Raw genomic sequence first — 17000 nt, 5'->3', positions numbered from 1 at the left:
TTTCCCGGTTAGCGTCCGCGCGGAATCACTATGAGATGAGGATAATCCACATGAGCATCGCAGCAAAACTGGACAGCCTGGGTGTCAGCCTGTCGGACGCACCTGCTCCGGCAGCGAACTACGTTCCTTTCGTGCGCATCGGCAACATTGTCTACGTGTCGGGCCAGATCTCCAAGGCGGATGATCTGATCACTGGTAAGCTCGGTGATGATATGGATGTTGAGGCAGGCGCCGCTGCAGCCAAAGTCTGCGCCATCAACCTGTTGGCTCAGGTCAAAGCGGCTTGTGGTGGCGATATCGACAAGCTGGTGCGCGTGATCAAGCTGACCGGTTTTGTAAACTCGACCGCTGATTTCACAGAACAGCCGAAGGTGATCAACGGGGCCTCCGACTTCCTGGTCGAAGCGCTGGGCGACGCCGGTCGTCATTCGCGCTCGGCCGTCAGCGCAGCCTCATTGCCTTTGGGTGTTGCCGTTGAAATCGAGGGTATTTTCGAGGTTCAATGAAACCGTCCCTTCCGTCTGAGTTCCTGCAGCGCCCGATAGCACATCGCGCGCTGCATGACATTTCTGATCAGCGGCCCGAGAATAGCCGGGCCGCCATTCGTGCCGCAATAGACGCCGGTTATGGGGTCGAGATTGATCTGCAACACACCCGTGACAATCGGGCCATGGTGTTTCACGACTATGACATGACACGTCTGACCGGGCAGCCCGGACCGATCCAACAGATCACCGAGACACAAGCGCGGGCCCAGACGCTTCTGCATTCTGACGGTGAAGGTATCCCCTCGCTGGAAGAGGTGCTGGCCATTGTTGCAGGACGGGTGCCCTTGCTCATCGAGCTGAAGGATCAAGATGGTGCAATGGGCCCCGATATCGGCGCTTTGGAAGCAGATGTTGTAAGCGCACTGAAAGACTATGAAGGCCCGGTCGCGTTGATGTCGTTCAACCCGCATTCAGTCGCAGAGATTGCACGCCTTGCGCCACATTTGCCGCGCGGTCTCGTTACCAGCTCTTATGAGCCCAAGGTCGAGCTTCTGCCGCAAGCCGTCTGCGATCATCTGCGCAACATCCCGGATTTCGACCGCGTTGGAGCCAGCTTTATCAGCCATGAAGTCATCGATCTTGACCGCCCCCGGGTCGCTGAGTTGAAGGCACAGGGTGTGCCGATCCTGTGCTGGACCGTGCGTTCGCTTGAACAAGAAGCAGAGGCACGCAAGGTTGCCGATAATGTTACGTTCGAAGGCTATCTGGCCGAACATCCCGCTTGATCCCGGCGCGCGCGATCACAGATAAAGGTGCAGCGCGGAGGGGATATGGATCAGGCACAGATTGAGGTTCGGGTTCTGACATCGGTCTCGCAGATTTCCGCGAGCGACTGGGACAGTTGCGCCTGCCCTGAGGTTGCCGATGGCGGGCGACCGCTTGATCCGTTCACGACACATCGGTTTTTGCATGCCCTGGAAGAAAGCGGCTCGGTCGGGCGTGGTACTGGCTGGCAGCCGCAATACCTGACAGCCTATCTGGACGGGATGCTGATTGCGGCAGCCCCGATGTTTGCCAAGTCGCACTCCCAGGGTGAATACATCTTCGACCATAGCTGGGCTCATGCCTATGAAAGCGCGGGCGGGCGATATTATCCCAAGCTGCAGATCGCGGTGCCCTTCACACCCGCGACTGGCAGGCGTTTTTTGGTGCGACCCGGCTACGATGCTGTCGGGATCTCGGCGCTGGTGCAAGGAGCGGTGCAACTGGCCGCCGAGAATCGAATTTCTTCCCTGCACGCGACCTTCTGTACCGAGGCCGAGGCGCTGGCAGGGGAACAGATGGGCCTGATGGTGCGTCACTCGCAGCAGTTTCACTGGCTCAATGATGATTACGCCGATTTTGACGAGTTTCTGGCTGCGCTGTCCTCGCGCAAACGCAAGAATATCAAGAAGGAACGCAAGCAGGCCTGTGATTTCGGTGGGCAGATTCGAACAATCACCGGCGATGATCTGCGACCCGAGCATTGGGACGCGTTCTGGCGGTTCTATCAGGATACCGGCGCGCGAAAATGGGGCTCGCCCTACCTGACGCGACAATTCTTTGATATCGCTCAGGAAACCATGACGGATGACATCGCCTTGGTGTTGGCCGAACGTAATGGATACCCCGTCGCCGGTGCGTTAAATTTTGTCGGGCGGGAAACGCTGTATGGCCGGTATTGGGGCTGTGTCGAACATCACCCCTGCCTGCATTTCGAACTGTGCTATTATAGGGCGATCGACTTTGCCATTGCGGAAGGTCTGGCGCGGGTTGAGGCCGGTGCGCAGGGCGAGCACAAGCTGGCGCGCGGCTATCTGCCAACCCGCACGCATAGCTTGCACTGGGTTGGCGATCCGGGTTTTGCTGATGCGGTTCAGAAATATCTGGACGCCGAGTCCCACGCAGTGGGAGAAGAGATCGAGATTCTGACGGATTATGGTCCGTTCAGGAAATCGAACCCGGAGGAACAGCAATGACCGAACTTCTGTCAACCGAGACCCGCGGCCCGCTGCTGGACCCGCTGTTCAGAAATGGCTGGACCATGGTCGAAGACCGCGATGCGATCACCAAGACCTTCATCTTCGATAATTTTGTCGCCGCCTTTGGCTGGATGACGCAGGTGGCGATCTGGGCCGAGAAATGGAACCACCACCCCGAATGGTCGAATGTCTACCGCACGGTAGAGGTGGTCCTGTCGACCCATGATGTTGGCGGTCTGTCTGCACAAGACGCCAAGCTGGCGCGTAAGATGGACAGCCTGCTAACGGTCTCCGCGTGAACCCGTCCCACCGGCCAGCAATGTTGCCGTTCCCAGCTGCTTGAATTCTGCCGGAGTGATCGTGCCGTCGCTGACATTGATATTGCCCGGAATTCTGATCGTACGGGTGCCGATGGACCGCACGCTGCGGGCCGCCGGATTGATGTCGAGACACCGATTTTCATAACAGGTCAGACCGCTGGTATTGATCTGAATCTGCACCTGACCATCAGGGCCGCTGATCACCGGGGATTGCTGTACGTCACATGCGGCCAAAGCCACCAGGCTACCGAGGCAGATCCATTTATTCATGACACGCTCCTGCCAACCAAGTTGGCGTTTAATCTAAGAGACCGTTGCCATCCTTATCCGCAGCGTCAAAATCGTTCTGCATCTGGCTGACATACTCTGCCTTTGAGATAAGACTGTCGCCATCCCGGTCAACGGCTTCGAACTGTTTGATATCCAAGAACGGTTTTGCTTCGCTCAGGCCCAGAGTGCCGTTCTTGTCTTCGTCCATTGCCTGAAATGCATAGTCCGAGAAGGCGTTGAATTCGTCCTTGGACAGGAAGCCGTCATTGTTGGTGTCGATGTTATTCAACTCGGCCTCGTGCAGTTCTGCGACAGTCTCTGCGTTTGCAGCAGCAGCCATCACGAATACGGTGGTGATAATTAATACTCGTTTCATCTCAAATCTCCTCAGCACGCGTAACGTTCGCCAGACACGCCACCCGCAGCGGCGCCCGCCGCCGTCAGGATGGTCTTGCCTGAACCACCGCCAAATTGATTGCCGATCACTCCACCGATCAGGGCGCCGCCTATGGTACCACTCAGGCAGGCGATCTCGTGCTGTCGCGCAGCCTGTTGTTGGGGTGTGGGTGCAGGTCCGCACGCCGCCAGGGCCCCGGCGGTGCCAAGAAACAATGTAAGAAATTTCAGTCGCATCAATGAACTCTCCAGTTGTATGGGCCAAGTATTGGCGCATCGGGGCGTTGCATCAAGTTAAATGCGTTTCACGTGGCCCCGGTCAAACCGGGGCCGACAGGGATCAGATACTATCAAGCAGGCCTTCACCAGCCGAGACCTCACAGACACCGGGGTTTTCTTCCAGATTCATCGCCACAACCTTGCCGTCTTCAACCAGCATTGCATAGCGTTTGGAGCGTGCAATCAGGCCTACGGGCGGGGCGTCGAAATCCATGCCGATGGCCTTGGTAAACTCGGACGCTGCATCGGCCAGCATGGTCAGCCCGGCCGCTGTTGCACCGGTGCTTTCTCCCCAGGCGCCCATCACGAAAGGGTCGTTGACCGAGATACAGATGATTTCCTCTACACCCTTGGCATCGAACTGGTCCTTGGTCCGCATGAAGCTTGGTACATGAGCGGTTGTGCAGGTTCCGGTGAACGCACCGGGTACAGCAAAGATCACAACCTTGCGCCCTTTGGTCTTGTCTGAAATCCGAACCTCCTCGGGGCCTTCGGCACCCATCTGGATCAGCGTGGCCTCGGGCAGCATGTCACCTGTTGCAATCATTTTTACGCTCCTGTCATTTGGATTTGCAGAGTCGGGCTTTGCCGCAATATAGGTGGTCGAAACAAAGTAACCACGTGAATTCTGCAGGGTGAGCGAAACATGAGCCATATTGTCGTGATCGGGGCAGGGCAGGCCGGTGCTTCTTTGGTAGCACGGCTGCGCAAGGACGGGTTCGAAGGTGACATCACCCTGATCGGAGCCGAGCCGCATTTGCCCTACCAACGCCCGCCCTTGTCCAAGGCTTACCTGTTGGGCGAGATGGAGCTGGAGCGCCTGTTCTTGCGGCCCGAGAGCTTCTATGCCGAAAACAATATCACCCTACGGTTGGGTCAACGTGTGACGGCGATTGATCCAAAGGCCAAGACGGTGACCCTCGGCGATGAGGTGATCACCTATGATGAACTGGCGCTGACCACTGGGTCCGACCCACGCCGCCTGCCCGCAGCGATCGGGGGCGATCTTGAGGGTGTCCATGTGGTGCGAGATCTCGCCCATATCGACGAGATGGAACCTCGGGTATCGGATGGCGCCCGCGCGCTGATCGTTGGTGGCGGCTATATCGGGCTTGAAGCCGCCGCCGTTTGTGCCAAGCGCGGGGTCAGGGTGACCTTGGTCGAGATGGCCGACCGCATCCTTCAGCGTGTTGCGGCGAAAGAGACAAGCGACTACTTTCGCACGCTGCACACCGAATACGGGGCCGACATTCGTGAGGGCGTCGGGTTGGATCGTCTGGTTGGTGAAAACGGCAAAGTGAAGGGTGCTATTCTGACCGACGGCACCGAGCTTGAGGTGGATTTCGTCGTGGTTGGCGTCGGCATCGCGCCGTCGATTCAATTGGCTGAAATAGCCGGGTTAGAGCTGGATAACGGCATCAAGACCGACGCCCATGGCCGCACCTCAGATCCGTCGATCTGGGCGGCGGGCGATTGCGCGTCGTTCCCGCATGGCGAAGGCCGTATCCGCCTGGAAAGCGTGCCGAACGCCATTGATCAGGCCGAGATCGTGGCCCAGAACATGTTGGGCGCGGCTAAGGATTACACTGCAACGCCATGGTTCTGGTCCGATCAGTATGACGTCAAGCTGCAGATCGCCGGGCTGAATACCGGCTATGACCGTGTGGTGACTCGCAAGGGTGAGGGCGCGACGGTGTCCTTCTGGTACTACAAGGGCGATCAGCTGATCGCGGTCGACGCGATGAATGACCCGCGCGCTTATATGGTCGGCAAACGCCTGATTGATGCGGGCAAGACCGCTGATCCGGCTGTTGTTGCCGACCCAGAAGCGGACCTGAAACCGCTGCTCAAAGCGTGAGGATCATCGCCGGAGACTTCCGGGGCCGGGCTCTGACTTCGGTTGGCAAAGGCGATGCCGGTGCGCATCTTCGCCCGACCACTGACCGGGTAAGGGAAAGCCTGTTCAACGTTATAAATCATCAGATCGACTTCGACGGCTTGCAGGTTCTCGACCTGTTTGCGGGCACCGGTGCATTGGGACTTGAAGCGCTGTCTCGAGGCGCGTCCCACGTCACGTTTGTCGATGATGGGAGGGTCGCGCAGGGTCTGATCCGCAAGAATATCGCCCTGACCGGAAGCGCCAGCCAGACCACTTTGATCCGGCGGGATGCGACCCGTTTGGGCGAAAACCCGGGCACTGTTTGTGATCTGGTTTTTCTGGATCCGCCTTACGGAAAAGCTCTGGGTCAAAGGGCACTGGCCGCGGCTACCCAAGGTGGTTGGTTGTCTGATGACGCTCTGATCGTCTGGGAAGAAAGCACCCCCATGCTCGCGCCCGAGGGCTTCACGCTGCACGACGCGCGGAAATATGGCGACACGCATATCTCGCTGATGTGGCGCACAGGGGGCTGAGATGCACGATCTGGTTATCTTTGATTGCGACGGCGTTCTGGTCGATAGCGAGGTTTTGTCCAATCAGGTCATGGTCGACAATCTCGCTGGCCATGGCCTGCACTTGTCCTTAGCCGAATGCATGTCCCTGTTTGTTGGCGGCACCATGACCGGTGTGCGCGACAAGGCGCGCGAGCTGGGGGCTGATCTGCCGGATGACTGGACTGATCAAATCTATGCGGAAATCTACGAGACGCTGAAAGCAGGCACGCCTCTGGTCGCGGGTATCCGTGAATTGCTGGCGCAACTGGATGCAAGCGACATTCTCTACTGTGTCGCCTCAAATGGGCGGCCTGAGAAAATGAAGATCACTTTGGGCCAGAATGGTCTTTGGGAGCGTTTTCAAGATGTGATGTTTTCGGCTCAGGTGCTTGGAACGGGCAAGCCCGACCCGACCCTGTTCCTGACCGCTGCACAGCATTTCGGCGCAACGGTGCCGGTTGTGATCGAAGACAGCGAAAACGGTGTCACCGCAGCAATCCGCGCCAATATGCGCTGCCTGGGCTACGCGGCCCATGATGATGGTGCGCGATTGGAAGAACTAGGGGCCGAAGTGTTCTCCGACATGTTACATGCGCCCAAGCTTTTGGGACTTTGAGCCATAAACGTGTTATGCTTGGTCCATGGACCGCGCTATCACACCTCCGCTCTGGGCTTTTTCGAAAGACGCCGACACCACAACTGGGCCTCCGCCCAAACCGATGCGCGCGCCGGTGTTCATTCACGACGCGGTCATCCCGTGGCGGGATGAAACCTTGCTGCTGAAGCTATTACGCGATCAGGCGACCGATCAGGACGAATAGGTCGGGTGATATTTGCCGCCCGGTGACAAGGTGAAAATCTCAACCCCATCTGCGGTCACACCGACCGAATGCTCGAACTGCGCCGACAGCGATTTGTCGCGGGTCACGGCAGTCCAGTCATCGGACAGTGTCTTGGTTTCAGGACGCCCCAGATTGACCATCGGCTCGATGGTAAAGAACATGCCCTCTTCCAACACAGCTCCGGTACCCGGACGACCATAGTGCAGGACATTTGGTGGCGCGTGGAACACCCTGCCCAGACCGTGGCCGCAGAAATCGCGTACAACGCTCATCCGATGCGCCTCGACATAGGCCTGAATGGCGTGGCCGATATCGCCGAAGGTATTGCCCGGCTTGACCATCTCGATACCTTTGAACAGTGCGTCGTGGGTCACCTGAATCAGCCGTTCGGCCTTGCGCGGCAATTTACCCGCCACATACATGCGCGACGTATCACCGAACCAGCCATCAACGATGACGGTCACGTCGATATTCAGAATGTCGCCATCCTTCAGCTTTTTGTCACCCGGAATGCCGTGACACACCACGTGGTTCACGCTGATGCAGCTGGCGTGCTGATAACCCTTGTAGCCAATGGTTGCCGATTCCGCACCTGCATCCTCGACCATCTGAGTGATCAGCCCGTCAATCGCACCGGTGGTCTGGCCGGCAAAAACATATTCAGCAATGTCATCCAATATCCGCGCAGCCAGCGCCCCTGCCGCATGCATGCCGGCAAAGTCACTCTGTTCATAGATGCGGATACCGTCTTTGGTCAGACGGCCACGATGTTCTTTCATCGGTGCGGGACTCCAAATATTTCACGCAGCACTTCTTTTACGCTGCTTGTGCAGAAAGTACCAGAGGGCTCAGTTTTCAACTAGTAAATAGGGTCTATCAAAGAAGTTTCTAGCCCGTGCCCCATTGCCGAGCGGGCTCAACCCAGACGCCTTCGGGCGTGATCCGAGTTCCAACGACAAAGCGTTCAACCCCTATCGCCGCCTCAAACGCCGCCGCATAGGCTGGGTCAATATCATCGGCCAGTGCAAACCGATTGCAATCGGTCCTTTGCACCAAATATAGCATGATCGCCCGGTGGCCCTGTACGGCCATCTTTGCCAGTTCGCCCAAATGTTTGGTGCCGCGTGCGGTGACGCTGTCGGGAAACTCGGCGAGGCCCGCTTGGCGTGAGAGGGTGACGCTTTTGACCTCGACATAAGCATCGGGTAGGCCCGGCCCAGTCAGCAGGAAATCGATACGGCTGTTTTCACCGTATTTGACCTCGGGGCGCATGGTTTCATAGGCGGCCAGCTCGGGGATTTCACGCGCCTCGAGCGCCAACCGAAGCGCCTTGTTGGGGACTGATGTGTCGACCCCTGTGAAATGCCCGTTCTCATGATCGACCAGCCGCCAGCCGTATTTCAGCTTTTTCTTCGGATCGTCGTTGGGCTCCAGCCAGATTTTCTCACCCGGTTCTGCCAGCCCCATCATTGAGCCCGGATTGGCGCAATGGGCTGTCACCTCGCGCCCGTCTTCCAGCCTGCAGTCTGCCAGAAAGCGTTTGTAGCGGCGGATCAGTCGAGCGGGGACAAGGGGGGTTTCAAATCGCATGGCCAAGGGCCTATACCTGCCCTAACGGTCGATCAAGAGGGAGGGCGCGTCATGGCCAATCCAACCGCTGCAATGTTGGTGATCGGGGATGAGATCCTTTCGGGCCGCACCCGCGATGCCAATATGCATTATCTGGCTGGAGAGCTGACCAAACACGGCATTGACCTGAAAGAGGTGCGCATTGTCAGCGATGATGCACCCGCGATTGAGGCAGCCGTAAGGGCGCTATCAGAGGCCCATGACCATGTGTTTACCAGTGGTGGTATTGGTCCGACCCATGACGACATCACCGCCGATTGCATCGCCCGTGCCTTTGGCGTGCATATCGATGTTCGCGACGACGCGCGTGCATTGCTTGAGGCGCATTACGAGAAATCCGGGCTGGAGCTGAACGACGCTCGCCTGCGCATGGCGCGTATTCCGGAAGGGGCCGAATTGATCGACAACCCGGTCTCGACCGCGCCCGGCTTTACCATCAACAACGTCCATGTCATGGCCGGGGTGCCTTTGGTTTTTCAGGCCATGGTTGCGAGTGTTCTGCCTTCGCTCATCGGAGGTAGCCCGCTTTTGTCGCAGACGCTGCGTGTGGATCGGGGTGAAGGCGATATTGCAGCAACTTTGGCCGCACTGGCCAAAGACTTCGGCGATCTTTCGATCGGCTGTTATCCGTTTCAGACGAATGGCGTCTTCGGAGCCAACGTCGTCGTGCGCGGCACCGAGGGTGGACGGATCGATGCCGCCATGACCCGCCTTGCGAAAGAGATCGAGCTTTGAATCCCGATTGGGCCGCCGTTGTCGATGGCACATGGCCTGCCGCCGGCTATCAAACGCAAGGCCCATTTCGACTGCGGCAAGGACAGGGCGGAGGTTCACGCGTTTCTGCCGCCAATCGCACCGGGGACGTCACCAGCGCCGATATCGATGCGGCCGAAAGCGCCATGCAGGCGATGGGTCAAAAACGCATCTTCTGCCTGCGGCCCGGAGATGAGGCGCTGGATGCAATGCTTGCGCAACGCGGCTACGACATCCTTGATCCGGTTAATATCTATTCCTGCCCGGCGCAGCAGTTGACCGATATCCCGATCCCGCGCGTGACTGTTTTCAACATCTGGGAACCGCTGGCCATCATGCGTGAGATCTGGGCGCAGGGCGGTATCGGCCCCGAACGGATTGCGATCATGTACCGGGCACCGGGCCCAAAGACCGGCCTTTTGTTGCGCCACAGCGATCAGCCCGCAGGAACCGGCTTCGTGGCGATCCATGAAGGTATCGCAATGGTTCACGCGCTGGAAATCCTACCGGATCACCGCCGCAAGGGGTTGGGCCAGTGGGCCATGCGCGCCGCGGCCTTTTGGGCGCTGGACAATGGCGCGCAGACGCTTAGCGTGATCTGTACCAAGGCGAACGCGGGGGCCAATGGCCTCTACCACTCGCTTGGGATGAAGATCGTCGGAGAATACCACTATCGCCAGCGCGTCTGAGGAGGACGAATTGACCAAACAGGACATGCCCACTGCCCTGGATCTGCCAATGGTGGACCCACTACCGTCAGAGACGCAGAAATACTTTGATATCTGTGTTGAGAAACTGGGAATGGTGCCGAATGTCCTGCGCGCCTATGCCTTCGATATCGACAAGCTGAATGCCTTCACTTCGATGTATAATGATCTGATGCTGGCCGATAGCGGGCTGACCAAGCTGGAACGCGAGATGATTGCGGTCGTGGTGTCCTCGATCAACAAATGCTTCTACTGCCTCGTGGCTCATGGCGCTGCGGTGCGGCAGCTTTCGGGCGATCCGCAGCTGGGTGAGATGCTGGTCATGAACTACCGCGTCGCCAAATTGGACGCGCGCCAACGTGCAATGCTGGATTTCGCAGCCAAGATGACCACCGCCAGCACCACAATCGAAGAGCCCGATCGCCAGCTTTTACGTGATGTCGGGTTTTCGGATCGCGATATCTGGGACATTGCCAATGTCACTGGTTTCTTCAATATGACCAACCGCGTGGCCAGTGCCACTGCCATGGTCCCGAACCCCGAGTATCACGCACAGTTCCGATGATCCGTTTCCTGTTACTTAGCCTCCTTTTGGCCGTGCCTGTGCAGGCGCAGGAACTGACGTTGCCCGCCAGCGCCCGGCAGATTTCGGATCGCACCAGTGCATTGGACAGCTACGACCTGCCAACCGGCGTGTTTGCCGACGGCGCAGTTCCATCCCGCACTGTCGAAGGGCGTGTCGAGCGGCTAACATGGCGTCTGCAGGCCGGGTCCAGCACGACGCTGCAAATTCTTGCACCGCTTCGGGATCAGCTTCAGGCGCAAGGTTTCGAGATCGCGTTTGAATGCGAGGCACGCAATTGTGGCGGGTTCGATTTCCGCTTTGGCACCGAAGTGGTGCCGACGCCTGACATGTATGTGGCGATCCACGATTACCGTTTTCTATCCGCCTCCCGCGGTGACGAAGTGCTGAGCCTGCTGGTCAGCCGCAACCCGCCGGATGGCTATGTGCAGATGATCCGGGTAACCCCGCAAGGTACGCAGCCTGCGCAGCCACTTGTGATCGAGGAAACTGTTGAGGGCCCTGCCGGGTTGCTAAACGATCTCAGCAGTACCGGACATGTCATCCTTGATGACCTGCACTTTCGCACCGGCGAAGTCGCGCTGGGCGAAGGGCCGTTTGCCTCGCTGGCGCTGCTTGCGGGCTATTTGGCCGACAATCCTTCGACCCGTTTGGCGCTGGTAGGGCACACGGATGATACGGGCGCATTGCAGGCCAATATTGCGGTCAGCACCAAACGGGCGGAAGCCGTGCGTGCGCGCCTGATCGAAGCGCACGGTGTTGCCGCCGACCGGATCGAGGCGCAGGGCGTAGGCTATCTTGCGCCCATCACCTCTAACGCTACGCCCGAGGGCCGCGATCTCAATCGCCGGGTCGAGGCGGTGTTGCTGGTCAACTAACAGGCGCGAGCACCGCGGACGCCCTGTGTCCCCCTTGCCCTGATGGCGCGGCCTGATGCACACTTGCAGCTAATCGGTGCGTCTGTCTTGCCATCAGGCCTGTTGGCAGGCAGTCCCACCAGTCACCATGCTTTGGGAGGAATGCGTCATGGCATCCAAAACCGAAGATACCACTCCGCCGGATAACACGGTCCCACAGCAATCCATGCCCGAGGCTAACAGGCTGACGGCCGAGGATATTACGGCATCGCTGAAGGCCGGGTTTTCCGACTTCCTCGCACACCCGGTCATGAGCGGCTTTTTCGGCCTGTTCTACGCGGTTTTCGGCATCCTGTTCGTTTGGTGCCTGGTCGGGCTTGGCAAGATCTGGATGATCATTCCTGCCGCCGTAGGCTTTCCGCTGGTTGCCCCATTTGCGGCCGCCGGGCTTTATGAAATGTCCCGTAGGATGCAGAAAGGGGAAAGCTTCGGCTGGTCCGAAATCCTCAGCGTCATGGCCCATCAGCGCAAGCGCGAGATGGGTTGGATGGCCTTTGTCACCCTGTTCATTTTCTGGGTATGGACCTACCAAATCCGCCTTTGGCTGGCGATCATCCTGCAAAAGGCGTCCTTCTCGGATTTCGAAGGGTTCATGAACACCATCTTCTTCACACCGCAAGGCTGGACCTTTCTGGCGGTCGGCACCTGTATCGGCGCTTTTTTGTCGGCGGTCCTGTTCTCGGTGACTGTGGTGGCCATGCCCATGCTTCTGGATCGGGAAACCAACTTTGTTTCCGCCATGCTCACTTCCATTCGCGTGGTCGCTGAAAGCCCGGTGGTAATGCTCAGTTGGGCGGCGATCATCTCGGTTACCATGCTGTTGTCGCTGGTTCCGGCGTTTCTGGGGCTGATTTTCACGCTGCCGATCCTGGGCCACACCACGTGGCACCTGTATCAGCGGGCCGTATCACCAGAGACTAACTGATGCATCGCTAGACAAAAAAAGACCCGTGCCATTCAGCACGGGCCGTTTAGGTGCCACAGGGAGAATTCTACCAATCCATCGGACCCTTTTCAGCAAAGGACTCGACAAGAAAATCAATGAACGCCCGCACCTTGGGCTGGGTGAACCGGCCCGGCGGGTAGACCGCATAGACGCCCTGAACCTCATCCGGTAGCGATGGCATGGCGTCTACCACCTCGCCCGATTTCAGTGCTTCGGCATATAGATAGCTGGGCAGATGCGCGATCCCAAGCCCCGAGATCGCGGCGTTCAGAAGCGACTGCCCATCATTTACGCTCAGCCAGCCAGCAGTGCGGACCTGACGCTTCTCGCCCGAAGGCGCCGTCAGCTTCCACACGCTGCCCGAGGATTGGCTGGAGTAATGCAGCAGTTTGTGCTCGTTCAAATCGTCGATCTTCTGCGGGCGCCCGAACTGCTCGATATATCTCGGCGACGCGACCATGCGTTTCACTGTTTCGGTCAGCTTACGGGCGCGCAGCGTGCTGTCTTCCAGCTCGCCAATGCGCACGGCCACGTCAAAGCCTTCGGAAATCAGCTCAACATAGCGGTTGTTCAGAACCATGTTCACGGTGATGTCCGGATAGGCCGACAGGAAGTCCGACAGGACCGGCGACAGGTGATTGACGCCAAAATCTGTTGCCACAGAGATCCGCAGCAGACCAGAAGGCGCAGATTGCATCGAAGTCACCAGCGCATCCGCTTCGCCTGCGTCGTTCAGCACGCGACGGGCGCGATCATAATAGGCCAACCCGATCTCGGTTGGCGAAACCCGGCGCGTTGTCCGGTTCAAAAGCCTTGCCCCCAACCGCGCCTCGAGGCTCGAGACGTGTTTAGACACGGCTGATTTGGAGATGCCCATTTTCTTGGCCGCGTCGGTGAAACCACCCTGGTCCACCACGTTGGAAAAGGCCTCCATTTCAGTTAGTCGATCCATTCTCGTTCCCCAGGTCTTCCGTTCGTTGTCTCTTTATCGCGATCAATCTGGGCAAGAACTGGGCAGACATGGGATAATATCAGGGTTTTGAATCGGATCGTTTGCAACTAGGAAACGCCCGGGCCTATATGCCGCGGACCATGCCTTTCGATACAAAACCCCGTTTTCTGGACTTTTTTCCAATCGTGCTATGATGAGAATGGCATTTTTGTGACCACGGAGGAGACTATGAAAGCCCTATTTGCTGTCATTACCCTGTGTCTGACCGCCAGCCTCGTGTGGGCCGGAGGGGAAACACCATCGAATCCAGATGCGAAGGTCTATTTCGTCAACCTGTCTGACGGTGACACCGTGCAATCACCTGTGACCGTAGTCTTTGGCCTCAGCGGCATGGGCGTTGCCCCCGCTGGAACCGAGAAGGAAAATACAGGGCACCATCACCTCCTGATTGATCGCCCACCACTTGGGCAGGGAGAAGACGGTGCGGACGAACTGTCATACGGTCTGCCCGCAGACGACAATCACATTCATTTCGGTGGCGGTCAGACCGAGGTGACTTTGGAACTTGCTGCGGGTGAGCATACTTTGCAGCTGGTGCTTGGGGATGCAGGCCACGTCCCTCATGCGACGCCCATTGTGTCCGAGGTGATTACGATCACTGTAGAGTAACAATTCACCTTCGCCGCAAAACACGATTATGCGGCGGCAGGCAGCAGGAATATATCGCGGGCAAGCTGCGTGTTGAGACGGTCCGCAGAATACCATTGGTTGAGTACTGACTTGGCCATCAGGTCGGAATTTTGCTGTGCGAAACTCTTAAAGTCAGTAGCTTGCGTGTTGGCCAGCCGCTCTGCGATCAGGCTCATGAATGCGTAGGTGATTGTCAGATTGAACTTGTCCGGTGCGCCTGCGTTCGCTGCTAACGCGCGAATTCCCTTGGCGTAGATCGCTGCGGCATCGATGAAATCATACTTGTGTAGCAGGTCATAAGCGACTTGCACATGTTCGGCGTGTCCGAACGTTGCGTTGTCGATTGCGTGGGCTTCAAATGCGATGGTGACGTCGGCGTATCGCGATGCGCTCATTCTTCATCCTCCTTGAAACGGTGACTGTCTTCAGCTGTCCAATCGAAGTCGTAGACACTTTTGAGCTGTTTGATCTTCTTCAACGTCTCTTCAGAGAAGGCTGGCTTGTTCTCAAAGCTGTGCAGCGCGATGCCCTCAATCAGGTCGCCAAGGGTCATGTCCAGCGATTCTGCCAGCCCTTTGAGAACTTTCAGAAGCCGCTTCTCGATTCGAATTCCTGTTTGGGTGCGTTCTATTTTCTGACTCATGTGGTACATATGTATATTGATAACAATTGAGTCAAGGAAAACGAAAAAAGCCGCCTCTTCCGGGGCGGCTTTCTCCAGCGCACTGGCATTACAACGTCAGAACGCTGCCGCCAGACGTGTGCCCTGATTGATCGCACGTTTGGCGTCCAGCTCAGCTGCCACATCTGCTCCACCAATCACATGCGGGGTCATTCCACGTTCGAGCAGCTCATCCGCCAGCGACCGGTCCGAGACCTGCCCGGCACATAGGACGATCGACTCGGCTGCGATCACGGTTGGATCATCGCGGGTTTCACCAAAGCTGACATGCAGGCCGTCCTCGTCGATGCGCTCATAATTCACACCACCAACGAAACTGACGTCCTTCATCTTTAATGTCGCGCGGTGGATCCAGCCCGTTGTCTTTCCGAGCCCCTTGCCGTGACGCTGCGCCTTGCGCTGCAGCAGCGTGACCTGCCGTGCTGGTGCTTCGGGCTGCGGGCCCTCGGGGGCCAGGCCCGAGCGGTGTTCTGCGGGGTCGGTCACGCCCCATTCCTTCATCCACAATGGAAGGTCCGTGGTTGGGCTGTGACCGTCTTCCAGCAGGAATTCGGAGACATCGAACCCGATGCCTCCGGCCCCGATCACGGCGACGGTGCTGCCGACCTCGGCCTTGTCGCGCAGCACGTCGATGTAGCTGAGCACATTGTCCCGATCCTGGCCGGGAATCTGCGGATCACGAGGAGTGACACCGGTGGCGATGACCACCTCATCATAACCGGTCAGATCATCCGCGCTGACCTCGCGGTTCAGTTCGACCGTCACGCCTAGGTCGTCCATCATGGTGCGATACCAGTCAACCAGTCCCCAGAACTCTTCTTTCCCTGGCACCTGTTTGGCCATGTTCAATTGCCCGCCTATCTCGGCGGCGCGATCAAACAGGGTTACATCATGGCCGCGCTGGGCAGCTGTCATCGCGGTGGACAAACCTGCAGGGCCAGCGCCGACAATGGCCACGGTCTTACGTGTCTCGGCCTTGCCGATCACCAATTCGGTCTCATGACAGGCGCGCGGATTGACCAGGCATGAGGTCAGCTTACCGCTGAAAGTGTGGTCCAGACAGGCCTGATTGCATGCGATGCACGGGGCGATCTTCGCGGCTTCATCTGCAATCGCCTTGTTCACGAAATCCGCATCGGCCAGCATCGGCCGCGCCAGAGACACCATATCGGCGCAACCGGTCGATAGAACTTCTTCGGCAACCTCAGGCGTGTTGATCCGGTTCGAGGTGATCACCGGAATCCCGACTTTACCCATCAGCTTCTTGGTAACCCACGCAAATGCAGCACGGGGAACGCTGGTGGCAATCGTTGGAATCCGCGCCTCGTGCCAGCCGATACCGGTGTTGATGATCGTTGCCCCGGCCTGCTCAATCCGCTGCGCAAGTTCAACGACTTCGTCATGGGTCGACCCATTGGGCACAAGATCAATCATCGAAAGGCGATAGATGATGATGAAATCGCTCCCCACGGCTTCCCGCGTGCGGCGCACCACCTCAATGGGCAGACGCATCCGGTTCTCGTATGACCCACCCCAGCGATCCTCGCGCTTGTTGGTGTGGGTCACGAGGAACTGGTTCAGGAAATAGCCCTCGGAGCCCATGATCTCGACCCCGTCATAGCCCGCCGTCTGGGCCAGAACAGCCGCGTTGACGATATCGCCGATCTGCTTCTCGATGCCCTCTTCGTCCAGCTCATGCGGCGGAAACGGAGAAATTGGAGATTTCACCGGGCTGGGGGCGACGCATTTCGGCCCATAGGCGTACCGCCCCGCATGCAGGATTTGCATGGCGATCTTGCCGCCTGCCTCATGCACGCGTCGGGTGACGATGGAATGGTTCGCCACCTCTGTATCGTTGGTCATCATCGAAGCCCCCGGCAGCACCGAGCCTTCAAGGTTTGGGCCAATCCCACCGGTCACCATCAGCGCCACACCGCCGCGCGCCCGGTCTGCGTAGAATTCAGCAACCCGATTCCAATCGCCAGTCTCTTCCAGCCCGGTATGCATCGAGCCCATCAGCACGCGGTTCTTCAACGTGGTAAAGCCCAGATCCAGCGGGGCCAGCATGTTTGGGTACGCAGTCATGGCAAAC

At 58.2% G+C, this 17000-nt stretch carries 24 protein-coding genes; 14 read left to right on the top strand and 10 right to left on the bottom strand.

The window, feature by feature from the left end; genetic code table 11:
- Positions 1 to 50 precede the first annotated feature (50 nt).
- The 4 genes from ACR0DK_RS08025 to ACR0DK_RS08010 are packed head-to-tail and all read left to right on the top strand — an operon-like array spanning position 51 to position 2808.
- The gene (locus ACR0DK_RS08025) at positions 51 to 506 is read left to right on the top strand and encodes a RidA family protein (protein ID WP_170394820.1); all 456 of its coding nucleotides are present in this window, start codon (positions 51 to 53) and stop codon (positions 504 to 506) included.
- Positions 503 to 1273: a glycerophosphodiester phosphodiesterase family protein gene (locus tag ACR0DK_RS08020; protein WP_480735579.1), complete on the top strand. Its 771-nt coding sequence runs from the start codon at positions 503 to 505 to the stop codon at positions 1271 to 1273. Before ACR0DK_RS08025 ends, ACR0DK_RS08020 begins: the two co-directional genes overlap by 4 nt.
- Before the next feature lie 45 nt (positions 1274 to 1318).
- Complete coding sequence (locus ACR0DK_RS08015; protein ID WP_480735577.1) at positions 1319 to 2506, top strand: GNAT family N-acetyltransferase; 1188 nt, start codon at positions 1319 to 1321, stop codon at positions 2504 to 2506.
- Positions 2503 to 2808, top strand: a complete 306-nt coding sequence (locus tag ACR0DK_RS08010; protein ID WP_170394812.1) for a 4a-hydroxytetrahydrobiopterin dehydratase — start codon at positions 2503 to 2505, stop codon at positions 2806 to 2808. The genes ACR0DK_RS08015 and ACR0DK_RS08010 overlap by 4 nt, the downstream gene beginning before the upstream one ends.
- On the opposite strand, the gene ACR0DK_RS08005 is transcribed toward ACR0DK_RS08010, so the two are convergent.
- The 4 genes from ACR0DK_RS08005 to ACR0DK_RS07990 all read right to left on the bottom strand — a co-directional run bounded on the left by ACR0DK_RS08005 (position 2791) and on the right by ACR0DK_RS07990 (position 4321).
- Positions 2791 to 3099, bottom strand: coding sequence for a hypothetical protein (locus ACR0DK_RS08005; RefSeq protein WP_170664287.1), 309 nt, complete (start codon positions 3097 to 3099; stop codon positions 2791 to 2793). The two genes, ACR0DK_RS08010 and ACR0DK_RS08005, sit on opposite strands and share 18 nt — an antisense overlap.
- A 28-nt stretch (positions 3100 to 3127) precedes the next feature.
- Positions 3128 to 3475, bottom strand: coding sequence for a penta-EF hand family protein (locus ACR0DK_RS08000; protein ID WP_170626752.1), 348 nt, complete (start codon positions 3473 to 3475; stop codon positions 3128 to 3130).
- An 11-nt stretch (positions 3476 to 3486) separates the two neighbouring features.
- Positions 3487 to 3732, bottom strand: coding sequence for a glycine zipper 2TM domain-containing protein (locus ACR0DK_RS07995; protein ID WP_170466621.1), 246 nt, complete (start codon positions 3730 to 3732; stop codon positions 3487 to 3489).
- 103 nt (positions 3733 to 3835) lie between these two features.
- Positions 3836 to 4321 carry a peroxiredoxin family protein gene (locus tag ACR0DK_RS07990; RefSeq protein WP_170408529.1) on the bottom strand — a complete coding sequence of 162 codons (486 nt, stop codon included), beginning with the start codon at positions 4319 to 4321 and terminating at the stop codon, positions 3836 to 3838.
- A gap of 99 nt (positions 4322 to 4420) precedes the next feature.
- Here ACR0DK_RS07990 and ACR0DK_RS07985 point away from each other — a divergent pair, with 99 nt between their 5' ends.
- Genes ACR0DK_RS07985 through ACR0DK_RS07970 form a run of 4 tightly spaced genes read left to right on the top strand, consistent with a single transcriptional unit; the run spans position 4421 to position 7028 of the window.
- Positions 4421 to 5632 carry an NAD(P)/FAD-dependent oxidoreductase gene (locus ACR0DK_RS07985; protein ID WP_223117218.1) on the top strand — a complete coding sequence of 404 codons (1212 nt, stop codon included), beginning with the start codon at positions 4421 to 4423 and terminating at the stop codon, positions 5630 to 5632.
- Positions 5629 to 6186 carry a 16S rRNA (guanine(966)-N(2))-methyltransferase RsmD gene (gene rsmD / locus ACR0DK_RS07980; protein WP_480561937.1) on the top strand — a complete coding sequence of 186 codons (558 nt, stop codon included), beginning with the start codon at positions 5629 to 5631 and terminating at the stop codon, positions 6184 to 6186. The genes ACR0DK_RS07985 and rsmD overlap by 4 nt, the downstream gene beginning before the upstream one ends.
- A 1-nt stretch (position 6187) precedes the next feature.
- Positions 6188 to 6823 carry an HAD family hydrolase gene (locus ACR0DK_RS07975; protein ID WP_480735572.1) on the top strand — a complete coding sequence of 212 codons (636 nt, stop codon included), beginning with the start codon at positions 6188 to 6190 and terminating at the stop codon, positions 6821 to 6823.
- A 25-nt stretch (positions 6824 to 6848) separates the two neighbouring features.
- Complete coding sequence (locus ACR0DK_RS07970; protein ID WP_170394788.1) at positions 6849 to 7028, top strand: hypothetical protein; 180 nt, start codon at positions 6849 to 6851, stop codon at positions 7026 to 7028.
- Here the strand turns inward: ACR0DK_RS07970 and map are convergent.
- Together map and sfsA are read right to left on the bottom strand one after the other, a co-directional pair.
- A complete protein-coding gene (map, locus tag ACR0DK_RS07965) occupies positions 7016 to 7828 on the bottom strand; it encodes a type I methionyl aminopeptidase (RefSeq protein ID WP_480735569.1) in 813 nt (270 codons plus the stop codon). The genes ACR0DK_RS07970 and map overlap by 13 nt on opposite strands.
- Before the next feature lie 109 nt (positions 7829 to 7937).
- Complete coding sequence (gene sfsA, locus ACR0DK_RS07960; RefSeq protein ID WP_480735568.1) at positions 7938 to 8639, bottom strand: DNA/RNA nuclease SfsA; 702 nt, start codon at positions 8637 to 8639, stop codon at positions 7938 to 7940.
- Between the two features lie 51 nt (positions 8640 to 8690).
- Between sfsA and ACR0DK_RS07955 the strand changes: the two genes are divergently transcribed.
- The 5 genes from ACR0DK_RS07955 (at position 8691) to ACR0DK_RS07935 (ending at position 12563) form a co-directional block, all read left to right on the top strand.
- A complete protein-coding gene (locus ACR0DK_RS07955) occupies positions 8691 to 9413 on the top strand; it encodes a molybdopterin-binding protein (RefSeq protein ID WP_170394779.1) in 723 nt (240 codons plus the stop codon).
- The gene (locus ACR0DK_RS07950) at positions 9410 to 10120 is read left to right on the top strand and encodes a GNAT family N-acetyltransferase (RefSeq protein WP_170636559.1); all 711 of its coding nucleotides are present in this window, start codon (positions 9410 to 9412) and stop codon (positions 10118 to 10120) included. Before ACR0DK_RS07955 ends, ACR0DK_RS07950 begins: the two co-directional genes overlap by 4 nt.
- Before the next feature lie 25 nt (positions 10121 to 10145).
- On the top strand, positions 10146 to 10703 hold the full coding sequence (locus ACR0DK_RS07945; protein ID WP_480735565.1) for a peroxidase-related enzyme: 558 nt from the start codon (positions 10146 to 10148) through the stop codon (positions 10701 to 10703).
- Positions 10700 to 11599, top strand: a complete 900-nt coding sequence (locus ACR0DK_RS07940; RefSeq protein WP_480735563.1) for an OmpA family protein — start codon at positions 10700 to 10702, stop codon at positions 11597 to 11599. The genes ACR0DK_RS07945 and ACR0DK_RS07940 overlap by 4 nt, the downstream gene beginning before the upstream one ends.
- Before the next feature lie 148 nt (positions 11600 to 11747).
- Positions 11748 to 12563 carry a DUF2189 domain-containing protein gene (locus ACR0DK_RS07935; RefSeq protein ID WP_480735561.1) on the top strand — a complete coding sequence of 272 codons (816 nt, stop codon included), beginning with the start codon at positions 11748 to 11750 and terminating at the stop codon, positions 12561 to 12563.
- A gap of 67 nt (positions 12564 to 12630) precedes the next feature.
- On the opposite strand, the gene ACR0DK_RS07930 is transcribed toward ACR0DK_RS07935, so the two are convergent.
- Positions 12631 to 13536 carry a LysR family transcriptional regulator gene (locus tag ACR0DK_RS07930; RefSeq protein ID WP_170394766.1) on the bottom strand — a complete coding sequence of 302 codons (906 nt, stop codon included), beginning with the start codon at positions 13534 to 13536 and terminating at the stop codon, positions 12631 to 12633.
- A 228-nt stretch (positions 13537 to 13764) separates the two neighbouring features.
- On the opposite strand from ACR0DK_RS07930, the gene ACR0DK_RS07925 reads away from it, so the two are divergent.
- On the top strand, positions 13765 to 14205 hold the full coding sequence (locus tag ACR0DK_RS07925; protein ID WP_170514032.1) for a DUF4399 domain-containing protein: 441 nt from the start codon (positions 13765 to 13767) through the stop codon (positions 14203 to 14205).
- A gap of 26 nt (positions 14206 to 14231) precedes the next feature.
- On the opposite strand, the gene ACR0DK_RS07920 is transcribed toward ACR0DK_RS07925, so the two are convergent.
- The 3 genes from ACR0DK_RS07920 to ACR0DK_RS07910 all read right to left on the bottom strand — a co-directional run bounded on the left by ACR0DK_RS07920 (position 14232) and on the right by ACR0DK_RS07910 (position 16993).
- The gene (locus tag ACR0DK_RS07920; protein ID WP_480735558.1) at positions 14232 to 14621 is read right to left on the bottom strand and encodes a hypothetical protein; all 390 of its coding nucleotides are present in this window, start codon (positions 14619 to 14621) and stop codon (positions 14232 to 14234) included.
- Positions 14618 to 14869, bottom strand: coding sequence for a hypothetical protein (locus ACR0DK_RS07915; protein WP_170394756.1), 252 nt, complete (start codon positions 14867 to 14869; stop codon positions 14618 to 14620). The genes ACR0DK_RS07920 and ACR0DK_RS07915 overlap by 4 nt, the downstream gene beginning before the upstream one ends.
- A gap of 96 nt (positions 14870 to 14965) precedes the next feature.
- The gene (locus ACR0DK_RS07910) at positions 14966 to 16993 is read right to left on the bottom strand and encodes an FAD-dependent oxidoreductase (protein WP_480735556.1); all 2028 of its coding nucleotides are present in this window, start codon (positions 16991 to 16993) and stop codon (positions 14966 to 14968) included.
- Positions 16994 to 17000: the final 7 nt, after the last annotated feature.

The sequence above is a fragment of the Ruegeria sp. CE6 genome, assembly GCF_056537485.1.
Note: the sequence above shows the minus strand (reverse complement) of the source record. Positions and strands in the feature narration are given on the sequence as shown.

Bases quoted from the DNA above. Each gene is read 5' to 3' on its own strand.
- ACR0DK_RS07920 (WP_480735558.1), bottom strand. From the start codon at position 14,621: ATGAGCGCATCGCGATACGCCGACGTCACCATCGCATTTGAAGCCCAC.
- ACR0DK_RS07955 (WP_170394779.1), top strand. From the start codon at position 8,691: ATGGCCAATCCAACCGCTGCAATGTTGGTGATCGGGGATGAGATCCTT.
- ACR0DK_RS07975 (WP_480735572.1), top strand. From the start codon at position 6,188: ATGCACGATCTGGTTATCTTTGATTGCGACGGCGTTCTGGTCGATAGC.
- ACR0DK_RS08020 (WP_480735579.1), top strand. From the start codon at position 503: ATGAAACCGTCCCTTCCGTCTGAGTTCCTGCAGCGCCCGATAGCACAT.
- ACR0DK_RS07935 (WP_480735561.1), top strand. From the start codon at position 11,748: ATGGCATCCAAAACCGAAGATACCACTCCGCCGGATAACACGGTCCCA.
- ACR0DK_RS07945 (WP_480735565.1), top strand. From the start codon at position 10,146: ATGCCCACTGCCCTGGATCTGCCAATGGTGGACCCACTACCGTCAGAG.
- map (WP_480735569.1), bottom strand. From the start codon at position 7,828: ATGAAAGAACATCGTGGCCGTCTGACCAAAGACGGTATCCGCATCTAT.
- ACR0DK_RS08010 (WP_170394812.1), top strand. From the start codon at position 2,503: ATGACCGAACTTCTGTCAACCGAGACCCGCGGCCCGCTGCTGGACCCG.
- ACR0DK_RS08005 (WP_170664287.1), bottom strand. From the start codon at position 3,099: ATGAATAAATGGATCTGCCTCGGTAGCCTGGTGGCTTTGGCCGCATGT.
- ACR0DK_RS08025 (WP_170394820.1), top strand. From the start codon at position 51: ATGAGCATCGCAGCAAAACTGGACAGCCTGGGTGTCAGCCTGTCGGAC.
- ACR0DK_RS07930 (WP_170394766.1), bottom strand. From the start codon at position 13,536: ATGGATCGACTAACTGAAATGGAGGCCTTTTCCAACGTGGTGGACCAG.
- ACR0DK_RS07910 (WP_480735556.1), bottom strand. From the start codon at position 16,993: ATGACTGCGTACCCAAACATGCTGGCCCCGCTGGATCTGGGCTTTACC.
- ACR0DK_RS07915 (WP_170394756.1), bottom strand. From the start codon at position 14,869: ATGAGTCAGAAAATAGAACGCACCCAAACAGGAATTCGAATCGAGAAG.
- ACR0DK_RS07985 (WP_223117218.1), top strand. From the start codon at position 4,421: ATGAGCCATATTGTCGTGATCGGGGCAGGGCAGGCCGGTGCTTCTTTG.
- ACR0DK_RS08000 (WP_170626752.1), bottom strand. From the start codon at position 3,475: ATGAAACGAGTATTAATTATCACCACCGTATTCGTGATGGCTGCTGCT.
- ACR0DK_RS07940 (WP_480735563.1), top strand. From the start codon at position 10,700: ATGATCCGTTTCCTGTTACTTAGCCTCCTTTTGGCCGTGCCTGTGCAG.
- ACR0DK_RS07995 (WP_170466621.1), bottom strand. From the start codon at position 3,732: ATGCGACTGAAATTTCTTACATTGTTTCTTGGCACCGCCGGGGCCCTG.
- sfsA (WP_480735568.1), bottom strand. From the start codon at position 8,639: ATGCGATTTGAAACCCCCCTTGTCCCCGCTCGACTGATCCGCCGCTAC.
- ACR0DK_RS07925 (WP_170514032.1), top strand. From the start codon at position 13,765: ATGAAAGCCCTATTTGCTGTCATTACCCTGTGTCTGACCGCCAGCCTC.
- ACR0DK_RS07970 (WP_170394788.1), top strand. From the start codon at position 6,849: ATGGACCGCGCTATCACACCTCCGCTCTGGGCTTTTTCGAAAGACGCC.
- ACR0DK_RS08015 (WP_480735577.1), top strand. From the start codon at position 1,319: ATGGATCAGGCACAGATTGAGGTTCGGGTTCTGACATCGGTCTCGCAG.
- ACR0DK_RS07990 (WP_170408529.1), bottom strand. From the start codon at position 4,321: ATGATTGCAACAGGTGACATGCTGCCCGAGGCCACGCTGATCCAGATG.